The organism is Streptomyces sp. NPDC107528, from assembly GCF_055639295.1.
In genome coordinates, this window is the sequence record NZ_JBVKAV010000001.1 from 308,198 (window position 1) to 322,096 (window position 13,899).

Consider the following 13,899-nt stretch of genomic DNA (forward strand, 5'->3'; position numbering starts at 1 on the left):
TACGGCAGCCGGCTACGGCCGGACCGTGCGCGGCCCTGCCACGTCCGCCCCCAACTCGGACACCCGCCGCCGCAGTTCCCGGTCCGCGGTCACCACAAGGCAGGGCCGTCCGTCCGCCCGCGCGACCAGCTCGACCATATGGTCGTCGCCGCTCCCGGCGGCGGACTCCACCCGTACCCCCGGCACGCTCTCCACACCCCGGGCGGCCCCCTCGACCACGAGCACGATCTCAACGGGCCCCGCACGCCCCGGCACTCCGTCCGCCGCCAGCCGGTCCCGCAGCCGCTCCGCGGCCCCCCGCCGGTCCCGCCACCATCCGTCGGGCACCGACCCGACGACGTTCGCGGCGTCGACGATCACGAGCAGGGGCATGTCGTCGGACGGGGGGACGTCTTCAGCCGGGGGGACGCCGTCAGGCGGGGGGACGTCGGCAGTCATGGGGCAAGGGTCGCACGGCTCACTCCGGGGCCTTGTCCTCGTCGAAGTCCTCCGCGAAGCTCGCGAAGTACGCCGCCGCCATGTCCTCGTCCCCGTGCCCCTGTGCTGCGGCCCGCTCGAACCGCTCCGCGCTCGCCGCGGCCACATCCAGGCGTACGCCGTGCCGCTCGCCCGCCGCCACGATGAGCCGCGCGTCCTTCGCCGCCGTGGACACCGCGAACTGGGCCGGGGTCAGCCCGCCGTTGAGCACCAGGCCCGTTTTGGCCCGCAGATACCCCATGTCGAGCGGACCCCCGTCGATCACCTCGAAGAACCGCTGCGGATCCACATCGAGCGCCTTGGACAGCGCCAGCACCTCACTGGCCGCGTTCGTCACCGCGAGCACCCAGCTGTTGGCGACCAGCTTCAGCCGTGTCGCGGTACCGGCCGCGCCGTCCTCGCCGGTCCATACCGTACGGGCGCCGACGGCGTCGAACACCGGCGTCACCGTCTCGCGCCCCTTGACGGGCCCGGCCGCCAGCACGGTGAGCTGACCGGCCTCGGCCGGCTGGCGGGTGCCGAGCACCGGGGCGTCGTAGAAGACCAGGTCGTGCTCGCGGGCGAAGGCGGCCAGGTCGGCGATCCCCTCGATGCCGGCGGTCGTCGACTGCACCCAGACGGCACCGGAGCGCAGTGCGGGCGCCGCGTCCCGCATGACGTCCAGCGTCGCGGGACCGTCGTACAGCATGGTCAGGACGACGTCGGCGTCCCGGACCGCCTCGGCGGGGGTGTCGGTGACGAGGACGCCGTCGGCGGCCAGGGGCTCGGCCTTGGGGCGGGTGCGGTTCCAGGCGCGGACGGTGTGCCCCGCCTTGACCAGATTGCGGGCCATGGCGGCGCCCATGATTCCGGTGCCCAGGACGCTCACGGTGAGCTTGTCGGTCATGACGTCGACTTCCTGTTCTCGTGCGGACGTTGCTGTGATCCAGCTTGCCCGGGGCCGGGGCACGCCGTCCGCACGCCCCCGAATAGAGTGAACCGGTGAACGGCGACTGGCTCATCCGCGGCCGCGACGGCCGCCTCAGTGTCTATCTGCCGACCGACGACGCCGTCCTGTGCCGGGCGGAACTCGGACCCGGCGGCCCATGGGAACCCCCGCGTCGGCTCGGCGGCGAGCAGAAGCTGCGCCCCGGCCCCGCGGTCGGCCAGGGCGCCGACCGCTACGCCCATCTGGCCGCCTGGCGTCCCACCAAGCCGGGCGAGGCAGGCCTCGTGCACTCCACGCACTTCCGCCCGCGCCTCGCGGCCCTGGACTGGATCCCCATCGGCCACCCGAACCGGACCGGCGACCGCACGGGCATGCCCGCCGTCACGGTCGACGCGCAAGGGCGGTGCCATGTCTTCGTCCGCAACAAGGCGGGCGGAGTGAGCATGCTCGGGCAGAAGGCGGTCGGCGGCTGGGGTCCGTGGCGTGACCTCAAGGGGCGTGAGGTCGACGAGCGGCTGGCCGCCGTGACGGGGGAGTCCGGGCTCGTCGAGCTGTACGCGGCAGTCCCCGGAGCCATCCTGCACTGGCGGCAGGAGAGTCCGGGCGCCGTCCCGGCCTTGGAGGAGGCGATGGAGACCCCGGTACGCCCGGGCACCCTCCGCGCCCTCGCGACCTCCGCCGAGCACACCACCCTCTTCTACGCGGACGACTCCGGCGACCTGTGTGCCTGGCGCCCCGGCACCAAGCCGGTCACGCTGCTTGCGTCCGCAGGCCCCGGCGCGGTCTCCGTGATCCGCTGCGAACTCGACGGCCACGACTGCACGTTGCTCGCCCAGCGCTCGGCGAGCGGACGCGTCGCCTTCGCCGCCTACCCGACGGAGCAGGAGTCGGCGGGGGCGTGGTGGACGGAGTCCGGACCGCAGCTCGCGGCGGACGCGGTGGTGGCGCTGGCGCTGGACGAGGACGAGCGGGTCGTGGCGGCCACGATGTCCCCGTCGACCGGGCAGCTGCTGGTGACCCGACGCAAGGAGGAGCCGGGGCTGGCGCTGGAGGCCTGGCGAGAGGTCTGACCCCCCGGGAGTCCCGACCCGCCGCCCACGCGAACGACTCCCACTCACGCAACAGGCCCTCCACCCACGCGAAGGGCCCCCACCCACGCGAAAGGGCCCCTGCCGGAGCAGGGGCCCTTACTGGCGTACGAGTCGTGTTACGCCGGAACCGACGCCACGCCCGGCGCCAGGAACTTCTTGCCGTTCACGCGCTCGGAGACACCCTCGCGGTCCAGGTACGGCGTGATGCCGCCCAGGTGGAAGGGCCACCCGGCGCCCGTGATCAGGCACAGGTCGATGTCCTGGGCCTCGGCGACGACGCCCTCGTCGAGCATGAGCCCGATCTCCTGGGCGACGGCGTCGAGGACGCGCTCGCGGACCTGCTCCTCGGTGAGGACGGTGTCGCCCTGCTTGAGCAGCGCGGCGACCTCCGGGTCCAGCTCGGGCTTCCCGCTGTCGTACACGTAGAAGCCGCGCTTGCCCGCCTTGACGACGGCCGCGAGGTTCGGGGAGACCGTGAAGCGGTCGGGGAAGGACCGGTTGAGGGTCTCGGAGACGTGCAGACCGATCGCGGGACCGACCAGCTCCAGCAGCACCAGCGGGGACATCGGCAGGCCGAGCGGCTCGATGGCCTTCTCGGCGACCTCGACCGGGGTGCCCTCGTCGATGACGTTCTGGATCTCGCCCATGAAGCGGGTGAGGATGCGGTTCACGACGAACGCCGGGGCGTCCTTCGTCAGGACCGCGGTCTTCTTCAGCTTCTTGGCGACGGCGAAGGCCGTGGCCAGGGAGGCGTCGTCCGTCTTCTCGCCGCGGACGATCTCGAGCAGAGGCAGGACCGCGACCGGGTTGAAGAAGTGGAAGCCGACGACCCGCTCGGGGTTCTTCAGCTTCGACGCCATCTCGGAGACCGAGAGCGACGAGGTGTTGGTGGCGAAGATCGCGTGCGCCGGGGCGACCGCCTCGACCTCCGCGAACACCTGCTGCTTGACGCCGATCTCCTCGAACACGGCCTCGATGATGAAGTCCGCGTCCGCGAAGCCCTCGGCCTTGTCCAGCACACCGCTGACCAGCGCCTTGAGGCGGTTGGCCTTGTCCTGGTTGATACGGCCCTTGCCGAGCAGCTTCTCGATCTCGGCGTGGACGTAGCCCACACCCTTGTCGACGCGCTCCTGGTCGATGTCCGTGAGGACGACCGGGACCTCCAGGCGGCGCAGGAAGAGCAGCGCCAGCTGCGAGGCCATCAGGCCCGCGCCGACCACGCCGACCTTGGTGACCGGGCGCGCCAGGTTCTTGTCCGGGGCGCCGGCCGGGCGCTTGCCGCGCTTCTGCACCAGGTTGAAGGCGTAGATGCCGGAGCGCAGTTCGCCACCCATGATCAGGTCGGCGAGCGCCTTGTCCTCGGCGTCGTAGCCCTGCTGGAGGTCGCCGTTCTTGGCGGCGGCGATGACGTCGAGGGCGCGGTAGGCGGCCGGAGCGGCCCCGTGCACCTTGGAGTCCGCGATGAAACGGCCCTTGGCGACGGCCTGGTCCCAGGCCTCACCGCGGTCGATCACCGGACGCTCGACCTCGACGTCGCCCTTCACCACCTGGGCGGTCCAGATCAGCGACTGCTCCAGGAAGTCGGCGCCCTCGAAGATGGCGTCGGCGATGCCCAGGTCGAAGACCTGCTGGCCCTTGAGCTGCTTGTTCTGGTTGAGGCTGTTCTCGATGATCACCGAGACGGCCTTCTCGGCGCCGATCAGGTTCGGCAGGATCGTGCAGCCGCCCCAGCCGGGGACCAGGCCGAGGAAGACCTCGGGGAGCGAGAAGGCCGGGAGCGCCTTGGAGACGGTCCGGTACTTGCAGTGCAGACCGACCTCGACGCCACCGCCCATCGCGGCGCCGTTGTAGTACGCGAAGGTCGGGACGGCGATACCGGCGAGGCGCTTGAAGACCTCGTGGCCGCCCTTGCCGATGGCGAGCGCGTCCTTGTGCTCCTTGAGGAGCTCGACGCCCTTGAGGTCGGCGCCGACGGCGAAGATGAACGGCTTGCCGGTGATGCCGACGCCGACGATGTCGCCGGCCGCGGCCTCCGCCTCGACCTGGTCGATGGCGATGTCCAGGTTGGCCAGCGACTGCGGGCCGAAGGTGGTCGGCTTGGTGTGGTCGAAGCCGTTGTCCAGCGTGATCAGGGCGAAGCGCCCGGCGCCGAACGGCAGGTCGAGGTGGCGTACGTGCGCGGACGTCACGACCTCGTCGGGGAACAGCTCGGCCGCTCCCTTGAGAAGCTCAGCGGTGCTCACTTGTCGCCTCCGGCGTCCTTGTGGTGCGGGTTCTCCCAGATCACCGTGGCGCCCATGCCGAAGCCGACGCACATGGTGGTGAGGCCGTAGCGGACCTCCGGCTGCTCCTCGAACTGGCGGGCCAGCTGCGTCATCAGACGGACGCCCGAGGAGGCGAGCGGGTGGCCGTAGGCGATGGCGCCGCCGTACTGGTTGACGCGCGCGTCGTCGTCGGCGATGCCGTAGTGCTCCAGGAAGGCGAGCACCTGGACGGCGAAGGCCTCGTTGATCTCGAAGAGGTTGATGTCCTCGATCGACAGGCCGGCCTTGGCGAGGGCCTTCTCGGTCGCCGGGATCGGGCCGTAGCCCATGACCTCGGGCTCGACACCCGCGAAGGCGTACGAGACCAGGCGCATCTTCACCGGCAGGTTGTTCTCGCGGGCGAAGTCCTCGCTCGCGATGATCGAGGCGGTGGCGCCGTCGTTCAGACCGGCCGCGTTACCGGCGGTGACCCGGCCGTGGACGCGGAACGGCGTCTTGAGGCCGGACAGGCTCTCCAGGGTCGTACCCGGACGCATCGGCTCGTCGGCGGTGACCAGGCCCCAGCCCGTCTCACCGGCCTCGGCGTTGGTCCGGCGCACGGAGACAGGCACCAGGTCCTGCTGGATCTTGCCGTTGGCGTACGCCTTGGCGGCCTTCTCCTGCGAACGCACCGCGTACTCGTCGGCGCGCTGCTTGGTGATCGTCGGGTAGCGGTCGTGCAGGTTCTCGGCGGTCATGCCCATGAACAGCGCCGACTCGTCGACCAGCTTCTCGCTGACGAAGCGCGGGTTGGGGTCCACGCCCTCGCCCATCGGGTGGCGGCCCATGTGCTCGACACCGCCCGCAATGACGGCGTCGTAGGCACCGAAGGCGATCGAACCGGCGACGGACGTCACGGCGGTCAGGGCGCCGGCGCACATGCGGTCGATGGAGTAGCCGGGCACCGACTGCGGGAGGCCCGCGAGGATGCCGGCCGTGCGGCCGAGGGTGAGGCCCTGGTCACCGATCTGCGTGGTCGCGGCGATGGCGACCTCGTCGATCTCCTTCGGGTCGAGACCGGGGTTGCGGCGCAGCAGCTCCCGGATCGCCTTCACGACGAGGTCGTCGGCGCGGGTCTCGTGGTAGATGCCCTTCGGGCCCGCCTTGCCGAACGGGGTGCGGACGCCGTCGACGAAGACGACGTCCCTGACGGTACGAGGCACGATGGCTCTCCTCCAGAGGTGCGGGATCTGCACTGCTGCGCTGCGCAAGCGCTGAGCGCGCGCTCAGGCTCATGCTACTTATGAGTAACGTAGCTGCACAGTCCTGGAGGGGGGAGCGGCGAAGGTCACATCGCGGGGTGGGTGCCGAGGTTCATTCCGGGGCCCCCTACGAGGCGGCCCGGCTGGACGGCGCAGGCGCCGAAGATCTTGGCGTGATCTCGACGTCGCTGTTCCGCTTGAAGGGCCCGTTCGGCGCCCACCGGGAAGCGATCTCGGCAGGAGCGGTGCTGGTGATCCTGCCGACGCTGATCGTCTTCCGGCCAGGCGCCGTTAGGCGGACAAGGCGGCAACCAACACCGGCGTGACCTGCTCGACCTGCCAGGCCCGCGCCCCGTAGCCGGCCAGCGACTCCGCGACCGACTCGGCGTCGACGACCTTCGGCGGCTCCCAGCAGACCCGCCGCACGGTGTCCGGAGTGATCAGGTTCTCCTGCGGCATGTTGAGCTGCTCGGCCAGCGCGGACACGGCGGCCCGAGCCGCGGAGAGCCGAGCCGCGGCAGCAGGGTCCTTGTCGGCCCAGGCACGCGGCGGCGGCGGCCCCGTGACGGGCTGCCCCGGCGCCGGCAACTGCGACTCGGTCAAAGCCTTCGCACGATCGACGGCGGCCTGCCACTGCTCCAGCTGCCGCCGCCCCATGCGATGCCCGAACCCGTTCAGCGCGGTGAGGGCGTGCACATTGCCCGGCAGGGAAAGCGCGGCCTCCACGATGGCCGCGTCCGACAGCACCTTGCCCGGCGACACGTCCCGCTTCTGGGCGATACGGTCACGCGTCTCCCACAGCTCCCGCACGACGCCCAGCTGCCGACGCCGCCGCACCTTGTGCATCCCGGACGTCCGCCGCCACGGATCCTTGCGCGGCTCCGCAGGCGGCGCGGTCGCGATCGCCTCGAACTCCTGCCGCGCCCACTCCAGCTTCCCCTGCCGGTCCAGCTCCTTCTCCAGCGCGTCGCGCAGATCCACGAGGAGCTCGACATCCAGCGCCGCATACCGCAGCCACGGCTCGGGCAGCGGCCGCGTCGACCAGTCGACGGCCGAGTGACCCTTCTCCAGGACGAATCCGAGCACGCCCTCGACCATCGCACCGAGGCCGACTCTCGGGAAACCGGCCAGTCGCCCGGCCAGCTCGGTGTCGAAGAGCAGGGTCGGCACCATGCCTATCTCGCGCAGACAGGGCAGATCCTGGGTGGCCGCGTGCAGCACCCACTCGACGCCGGACAGCGCCTCGCCGAGTCCCGACAGGTCGGGACAGGCCACGGGGTCGATCAGGGCCGACCCCGCGCCCGCGCGGCGCAGCTGCACGAGATAGGCGCGCTGGCCGTATCGGTACCCGGACGCGCGTTCGGCGTCGACGGCCACGGGGCCGGAGCCGGCGGCGAAGGCGGCGATCACTTCAGCGAGCGCGGCCTCGTCGGCGATCACGGGCGGAATACCCTCGCGGGGCTCCAGCAAAGGGATCGGCGCCTCCGCAACAGAAGACCCGTTGTCTTCCGGAGGGGCGCCTCCGGTGGTTCGCAGTGAACTGTCTGCTGCGGTCTCTTGGGCGTCGGTCACATGTCAAGGGTATCTGTGTATGGACAGCGCCCGCCGACGGAACGTTCCGTCGGCGGGCGCCTGAGGGTCGTAAACCAGTCAGTCACGTGAAGGTTCCGGTCCACGACAGATGAGGGACGCGGGCGGGATCAGCGGCCGATCCCGTTCACGTCGGTGAATGATCAAGCGTTCATGGATTCAGTGGATGATGCCCGTCCGCAGGGCCACGGCGACCATTCCGGCGCGGTCACCGGTGCCGAGCTTGCGGGCGATGCGGGCGAGGTGGCTCTTGACGGTCAGGGCGGACAGGCCCATCGAGACGCCGATCGCCTTGTTCGACTGGCCCTCCGCCACCAGCCGCAGCACCTCGACCTCGCGACCGGACAGCTCGCGGTAGCCGCCCGGGTGGCTCGGGGCGCCCGGGTGGCGACGGTGCATACGGGCGGCGGCGGCGCCGATGGGAGCGGCACCGGGCCGGGTGGGGAGCCCGACGTTGGTGCGGGTGCCGGTGACGACGTAACCCTTCACGCCGCCGGCGAGGGCGTTGCGAACGGCGCCGATGTCGTCGGCGGCGGAGAGGGCGAGGCCGTTGGGCCAACCCGCGGCACGGGTCTCGGACAGGAGGGTGAGGCCGGAGCCGTCGGGCAGGTGGACGTCGGCGACACAGATGTCGCGGGGGTTGCCGATGCGGGGACGAGCCTCCGCGATGGACGAGGCCTCGATGACGTCGCGTACGCCGAGCGCCCAGAGATGACGGGTGACGGTGGAGCGGACGCGGGGATCGGCCACGACCACCATGGCGGTCGGCTTGTTCGGGCGGTAGGCGACCAGGCTTGCGGGCTGCTCAAGGAGAACGGACACCAGGCCTCCTGGGTGCGGGGACGGCTTTCAAGGTCACAGTCGTCTTCGGCACCAAACCCGTGGCCCTTTAGAGAAAGATCACGATTTAGTGAGTAACAATCGGGGCAATTCAGACACACGGTCGATCGACTGGCGCGGAAATCGGCTCGATCAAGGGCGGTTCCTGACCGAAAGTGGCCGTATCGACAAAGTGACGGTCAAATCGGTGGCGGTCACCGTGCGTGGCGGGCACGACGAGAAGCCGTCACGGCAAGTGACGGCTACGGAGTCAGTTTCGGTTATGGGGTGAGGGGGCGAGAGGCGGTCAGCGGGACTGCGGGTCCCGCCGCTGCGGCAGCGTCACCACCGACGCGTCGCCCGGACCCGCCGGAGGCAGCCCCGCGACCTGGGCGAGCAGATCGCACCAGGACGTCAGGTGGGCCGCGGTGTCCGGAACGCCGCCCAGGCCCTCGCGCGGCGTCCAGGAGGCACGGATCTCGATCTGCGAGGACGCCGGGCGCTCGGACAGGCCGCCGAAGTAGTGGGAGCTCGCCCGTGTGACCGTGCCGCTCGGTTCGCCGTACGACAGCCCGCGCGCCTGGAGCGCGCCGGTCAGCCAGGACCAGCACACGTCGGGCAGCAGCGGGTCGACGGCCATCTCCGGCTCCAGCTCCGCCCGCACCAGGGTCACCAGCCGGAAGGTGCCCCGCCAGGCGTCGTGACCCGCCGGGTCGTGCAGCAGCACCAGCCGGCCGTCGGCCAGGTCGTGGTCGCCGTCGACGACGGTGGCCTCCAGCGCGTACGCGTACGGAGCCAGGCGCTGGGGCGCCTTGGTCTGCTCGACCTCGATCTGCGGCCGCAACCGACTGCTGCGCAGGGCGTCGACCGCGGCGCGGAACGCCGGTGGAGCCGTACTGCTCGAATGCCGGTCCGCCTCCCCTTTGTCCCTCGCCTCATCCATTCCGCCACTGCCGTCCGACAGTCTTCCCTGAGCCGCAGCCATGCCGGGAAGATTAAGGGGAACCGGGGCTTCGTGCAGGGAGGGACACCCGGACAACACGGCAACCCCAGCGCCGGCCCTGTTGCGGCCGTGCGAGACTTGCCCCCGTGAGTGCCAACCAGACGCCGCCGACCGCCACGTACGATTCCGCCTTCCTCAAGGCGTGCAGGCGCGAGCCCGTGCCGCACACGCCCGTGTGGTTCATGCGGCAGGCCGGGCGCTCCCTGCCGGAGTACCGCAAGGTCCGCGAGGGCATCGGGATGCTCGACTCCTGCATGCGGCCGGAGCTGGTCACCGAGATCACCCTGCAGCCCGTACGCAGGCACAACGTGGACGCGGCGATCTACTTCAGCGACATCGTCGTCCCGCTCAAGGCCATCGGCATCGACCTCGACATCAAGCCCGGCATCGGCCCGGTCGTCGAGCGCCCCATCCGCACCCGCGCCGACCTTGCCCAGCTGCGTGACCTGACCCCCGAGGACGTCTCGTACGTCACCGAGGCCGTAGGCCTGCTCACCCGCGAGCTCGGGGCCACTCCGCTCATCGGATTCGCGGGCGCGCCTTTCACCCTTGCGAGTTACCTCGTCGAGGGCGGCCCGTCCCGCACGTACGAGAACGCCAAGGCGATGATGTACGGCGACCCGGAGCTCTGGGCCGACCTGCTCGACCGCCTCGCGGACATCACGGCTGCGTTCCTCAAGGTGCAGATCGAGGCCGGCGCCTCCGCGGTCCAGCTGTTCGACTCGTGGGCCGGCGCGCTCGCCCCCGCCGACTACGTGCGCTCGGTGATGCCCGCCTCCTCGAAGGTCTTCAAGGCCGTCGAGTCCTACGGCGTCCCGCGCATCCACTTCGGTGTCGGCACCGGTGAGCTGCTGAAGCTCATGGGCGAGGCCGGCGCGGACGTCGTCGGCGTCGACTGGCGCGTCCCGCTCGACGAGGCCGCCCGCCGCGTCGGCCCCGGCAAGGCGCTCCAGGGCAACCTGGACCCGACGGTCCTGTTCGCCGGCACCGAGGCCGTCGAGGCCAAGACCCGCGAGGTCCTCGACACGGCCGCCGGTCTGGAGGGCCACGTCTTCAACCTCGGCCACGGCGTCATGCCGTCCACGGACCCGGACGCGCTGACCCGCCTCGTCGAGTACGTCCACAAGCAGACGGCTCGCTGACGGCGCTCACCACGTGTGGGGCCGCGCTCTCCTGCCGAACAGCAGGCCGCGCGGCTCCGGCGGCGGTGGTGTCCCCGGCTTGAGCGGCCACGCGAGCGCCATGCCGGCCAGGAAGCCGACGATGTGCGCCGCATAGGCCACGGTGCCCGCGTCGGAGACGCCGTCGCCGTTCGAGTACACCGCCTGCAGCACGAACCAGAAGCCGAGCACCAGCCAGGCGGGCAGGCGTAGCGGCAGGAAGATCAGGAACGGCACGAGGACCCACACTCTGGCCTTCGGATACAGCACCAGATAGGCGCCCAGTACGCCCGCGATGGCTCCGGAGGCGCCGATCAGGGGTTCGGCTGAGTCGTCGTTGAGGAGCGCGAAGCCGTACGACGCCGCGTATCCGCAGGCGACGTAGAAGAGGAAGTACCGCACGTGGCCCATGCGGTCCTCGATGTTGTTGCCGAAGATCAGCAGGAACAGCATGTTGCCCAGCAGGTGCAGCCAGCCGCCGTGCAGGAACATCGCCGTGAAGACCGACAGGGCGGGGGACTTGTCGTAGCCTGGCGGGCCGATCACACAGCCCGGGCCCCGCGGGCCGACGGCGACCTCGCCGGTCGGCACCACTCCCGGGAGCTGACCGTGGATCAACTCCCTCGGCACCGCCGCGTACTGGTCCAGGAACGCGTGTAAATGGCACAGCTGGGACAGGCTGCTCTCGCCGGCCACGGTGCCCGCCGTGCCGGGCGTGGACAGGAAGACGAGGACGTTCGCGGCGATCAGTGCGTATGTCACCCAGGGGGTGCGGCGCACCGGGTTCACGTCATGGACGGGGATGACCACGAGGTGTATCTGCCCCCGATGTCTGCCACGAATCGGTGAACGGGCCCGTCGTCGCGCGCGTATGTGTCGGCAACCGCCCGCGGCACGGGGAAGGCGGGTCGCGGGGTCTACGTGAGGAACAGGCGATGAACGACCGAGTTACTCCTCCGATTCACGCGTTGCCCGACGGGGAGGCCGAGATCGCGGTGGTGGTGCGGCTGCCGTGGGAAGACGTGGCTCGGCTGGGGCAGGAGGCCGGCCGCCTGGCTTCGCAGATGCAGCGGCCGGTGACGCTGGACGAGGCCGTCAGCCATCGGCTGCGGTCGGTTCGGCCGGGGGCCGCGCATGCGAAGCCGGCGGGGGAGCAGCCCGCTGCCGCGATGCCGCCGAGTGTGAGCGCGTCCGTGTCGTCCTTGCCGTCGCGGCCGCCGACTGAGCAGGCTCGGCAGGCCATTGAGCGGATCAACGGATCCGCCTAGGGCGCGAATCGAGTCGTGAGCATCGGGTGGTAGCTGTCGGGAGTCTTGGCGTATCGGGTGTCGCACCGTCCCGGTTCCGGCCTCCTGGTACGTCACGCTCTGGGGCATGGGACACGGCCCGGCACCCGGCTCAGGTGCCGGGGAGGATACGGCGCGTTTCGTAGGCCCACATCGCGATCTCGACCCGGTTGCGGGCGCCGAGTTTGGCCATCAGGCTGGCCAGATGCGTCTTCACCGTGCTGAGGCTGATGTGCAGTGCGTCGGCGATCTCGGTGTTGGTCAGCCCGCGGGCGACGGCGAGGAGCACCTGCTCCTCGCGGGCGGTGACGGGGGAGACCGGCTGGGCCGCGGGCCGGCCGGCGGGCAGGTCCGCGAATGCCTGGAGCAGGCGCACGGTGACGCTGGGCGCGATGAGCGCCTCACCGTCGGACGCCGAACGCACGGCCTGTGCCAGAAGGTCCGGTCCCGTGTCCTTGAGGAGGAATCCGCGGGCGCCGGCACGCAGCGCGCCGTAGACGTACTCGTCGAGGTCGAACGTGGTGATGACGACCACGGCCAGCGGGTCGGCGACGCCCGGGCCGGCGACCAGCCGGGTGGCCTCGAGCCCGTCGAGTACGGGCATGCGGATGTCGAACAGGCAGACGTCGGGGCGCAGTTCGCGGGCCAGACGTACCGCTTCCCGCCCGTCGGCGGCCTCGCCGACCACCTCGATGCCGGGCTGGGCGTTCAGCATGATCCGCAACCCGGTGCGGATGATCGTCTGGTCGTCAGCGACGAGGACGCGAATGGACACCGCTCTCGCTCCTCGCCCTCGGCAGTTCGGCGTCGACATGCCAGCCCCGGTCGAGACCCGGGCCGGCTCGTAGTGTGCCGCCGAGCAGGGTCGCGCGCTCGCGCAGTCCGGTAAGTCCGTATCCGTCGCGACCCCGGCCGGTGCGTTGGCCGTTGTCGCGCACACTTACCCGTACCGTGTGCCGTTCGGCGGCGACCCGGATGACGAGCTCGGTCGCGTCGACCGCATGGCGCAGCGCGTTGGTCACCGACTCCTGCACGATCCGGTAGACGGCCGCGTCCACGGCCGGGGGCAGCGCGTCCAGTTCGCCGTCGAGCCCCAGGTCGACCCTGAGGCGGCCACCCGGGGTGCGCACCAGGCGCTCCAGATCCGCGACTCCGGCAGGGGGCGCCAGCTCGGCGCCGACGCCGCGGTCGCGCAGTGCGGCGACCATGGCGCGCATTTCCTCCAGCGTGCGCGCCCCTTCCTCCTCGACCCCCTCCAGCGCCTCGACGGCGGCGGACGGGTCGGTGCCCGCGAGCACCCGGCCCGCCTGGGCGGTGATCACCATGGCCGACACGTGGTGGGCCACCGTGTCGTGCAGTTCCCGGGCGAGCTGCTCGCGCTCGCGGGAGCGCACCTGGTCCAACTGCCGCTCGCGAGCGGTCACCCGGAACCGCACGGCAGCCCCGACCACGCCGGGCAGCAGCAGGAAGACGATGCCCACGAGGTTCTCGACGACCGGGGTCTCGTCCGTGACGGAACACAGCGCCCCGGCCGCGAGGATCACCGCGCCGCCCAGCACGATCTCGCGTCCCGATCCCCACCGGGGCAACGCGTACACCAGCACGAGCACGACCGCGCCGGTGTACAGGCCGACGGGCTCGCGAGGAGCGGCGACGAGCGAGGCCACCTGAAGCAGGACCACCGAGCCGAACGCCAGCGTCACCATCGCCAGCGGGCGGGTCCGGCGCCACAGGGGCAGCAGGCACAGCCATACGGCGAACACCACCGCCACCGGCCGCCACACGACGTTCTCGCGCAGGGTGGCCTCCAGCGCCACACCGGCAAGGCCCGCGGCGAGCAGCGCCCAGTCCCGCCGCACCCGGGCGGGCGCGCCGGGCGGCCGGGGTTCGGTCCACAGGGTTCGCAGGTCGTCTCGCAGCACGGTTCTCAGCCTAGGGACCGCGCCGTGCCGCGCATCAGCCGAAAGGACGGGGTGTCACTCCGACTTGGGGCCGACGGATCCGCGGCCCGCGGGCCGATGCCGCGGAGCGCCGTGGCGA

Annotated in this window: 13 protein-coding genes; 3 read left to right on the forward strand and 10 right to left on the reverse strand. The window is 71.3% G+C overall.

What is annotated here, in order from left to right:
- Nucleotides 1-12: 12 nt before the first annotated feature.
- Both ACZ7L5_RS01470 and ACZ7L5_RS01475 read right to left on the reverse strand, forming a co-directional pair.
- Entirely contained in the window at nucleotides 13-372 is a 360-nt protein-coding gene (locus ACZ7L5_RS01470; RefSeq protein WP_365057620.1) for an NTP pyrophosphohydrolase, read from the reverse strand.
- 85 nt (nucleotides 373-457) lie between these two features.
- Nucleotides 458-1,363: an NAD(P)-dependent oxidoreductase gene (locus ACZ7L5_RS01475; protein WP_471513407.1), complete on the reverse strand. Its 906-nt coding sequence runs from the start codon at nucleotides 1,361-1,363 to the stop codon at nucleotides 458-460.
- Nucleotides 1,364-1,458: 95 nt separating this feature from the next.
- Here ACZ7L5_RS01475 and ACZ7L5_RS01480 point away from each other — a divergent pair, with 95 nt between their 5' ends.
- Nucleotides 1,459-2,475 carry a hypothetical protein gene (locus tag ACZ7L5_RS01480; RefSeq protein ID WP_471513409.1) on the forward strand — a complete coding sequence of 339 codons (1,017 nt, stop codon included), beginning with the start codon at nucleotides 1,459-1,461 and terminating at the stop codon, nucleotides 2,473-2,475.
- Between the two features lie 137 nt (nucleotides 2,476-2,612).
- Here the strand turns inward: ACZ7L5_RS01480 and ACZ7L5_RS01485 are convergent, their stop codons facing one another.
- From ACZ7L5_RS01485 to ACZ7L5_RS01505, 5 genes are all read right to left on the reverse strand, one after another.
- On the reverse strand, nucleotides 2,613-4,739 hold the full coding sequence (locus ACZ7L5_RS01485) for a 3-hydroxyacyl-CoA dehydrogenase NAD-binding domain-containing protein (RefSeq protein ID WP_471513411.1): 2,127 nt from the start codon (nucleotides 4,737-4,739) through the stop codon (nucleotides 2,613-2,615).
- Nucleotides 4,736-5,962: a thiolase family protein gene (locus ACZ7L5_RS01490; protein ID WP_362386778.1), complete on the reverse strand. Its 1,227-nt coding sequence runs from the start codon at nucleotides 5,960-5,962 to the stop codon at nucleotides 4,736-4,738. Before ACZ7L5_RS01490 ends, ACZ7L5_RS01485 begins: the two co-directional genes overlap by 4 nt.
- Nucleotides 5,963-6,292: 330 nt before the next feature.
- Entirely contained in the window at nucleotides 6,293-7,573 is a 1,281-nt protein-coding gene (locus ACZ7L5_RS01495; RefSeq protein ID WP_471513413.1) for an HRDC domain-containing protein, read from the reverse strand.
- A gap of 177 nt (nucleotides 7,574-7,750) precedes the next feature.
- The gene (locus ACZ7L5_RS01500) at nucleotides 7,751-8,413 is read right to left on the reverse strand and encodes a response regulator transcription factor (protein ID WP_003997051.1); all 663 of its coding nucleotides are present in this window, start codon (nucleotides 8,411-8,413) and stop codon (nucleotides 7,751-7,753) included.
- Nucleotides 8,414-8,717: 304 nt separating this feature from the next.
- The gene (locus ACZ7L5_RS01505) at nucleotides 8,718-9,395 is read right to left on the reverse strand and encodes a DUF3000 domain-containing protein (protein ID WP_362386782.1); all 678 of its coding nucleotides are present in this window, start codon (nucleotides 9,393-9,395) and stop codon (nucleotides 8,718-8,720) included.
- 104 nt (nucleotides 9,396-9,499) lie between these two features.
- Here ACZ7L5_RS01505 and hemE point away from each other — a divergent pair, with 104 nt between their 5' ends.
- Nucleotides 9,500-10,555 carry a uroporphyrinogen decarboxylase gene (gene hemE / locus ACZ7L5_RS01510; protein ID WP_328878568.1) on the forward strand — a complete coding sequence of 352 codons (1,056 nt, stop codon included), beginning with the start codon at nucleotides 9,500-9,502 and terminating at the stop codon, nucleotides 10,553-10,555.
- A gap of 6 nt (nucleotides 10,556-10,561) precedes the next feature.
- On the opposite strand, the gene ACZ7L5_RS01515 is transcribed toward hemE, so the two are convergent.
- Nucleotides 10,562-11,383: a rhomboid family intramembrane serine protease gene (locus ACZ7L5_RS01515; RefSeq protein WP_471513415.1), complete on the reverse strand. Its 822-nt coding sequence runs from the start codon at nucleotides 11,381-11,383 to the stop codon at nucleotides 10,562-10,564.
- Between the two features lie 125 nt (nucleotides 11,384-11,508).
- Here ACZ7L5_RS01515 and ACZ7L5_RS01520 point away from each other — a divergent pair, with 125 nt between their 5' ends.
- Nucleotides 11,509-11,841 (forward strand): hypothetical protein, encoded by a 333-nt coding sequence (locus ACZ7L5_RS01520; protein ID WP_471513417.1) that lies wholly within the window; start codon nucleotides 11,509-11,511, stop codon nucleotides 11,839-11,841.
- 130 nt (nucleotides 11,842-11,971) lie between these two features.
- Here ACZ7L5_RS01520 and ACZ7L5_RS01525 read toward each other — a convergent pair whose 3' ends face one another.
- Together ACZ7L5_RS01525 and ACZ7L5_RS01530 are read right to left on the reverse strand one after the other, a co-directional pair.
- The gene (locus tag ACZ7L5_RS01525) at nucleotides 11,972-12,634 is read right to left on the reverse strand and encodes a response regulator (protein ID WP_190094168.1); all 663 of its coding nucleotides are present in this window, start codon (nucleotides 12,632-12,634) and stop codon (nucleotides 11,972-11,974) included.
- Nucleotides 12,609-13,781 carry a sensor histidine kinase gene (locus ACZ7L5_RS01530; protein WP_471513419.1) on the reverse strand — a complete coding sequence of 391 codons (1,173 nt, stop codon included), beginning with the start codon at nucleotides 13,779-13,781 and terminating at the stop codon, nucleotides 12,609-12,611. The genes ACZ7L5_RS01525 and ACZ7L5_RS01530 overlap by 26 nt, the downstream gene beginning before the upstream one ends.
- Nucleotides 13,782-13,899 lie beyond the last annotated feature (118 nt).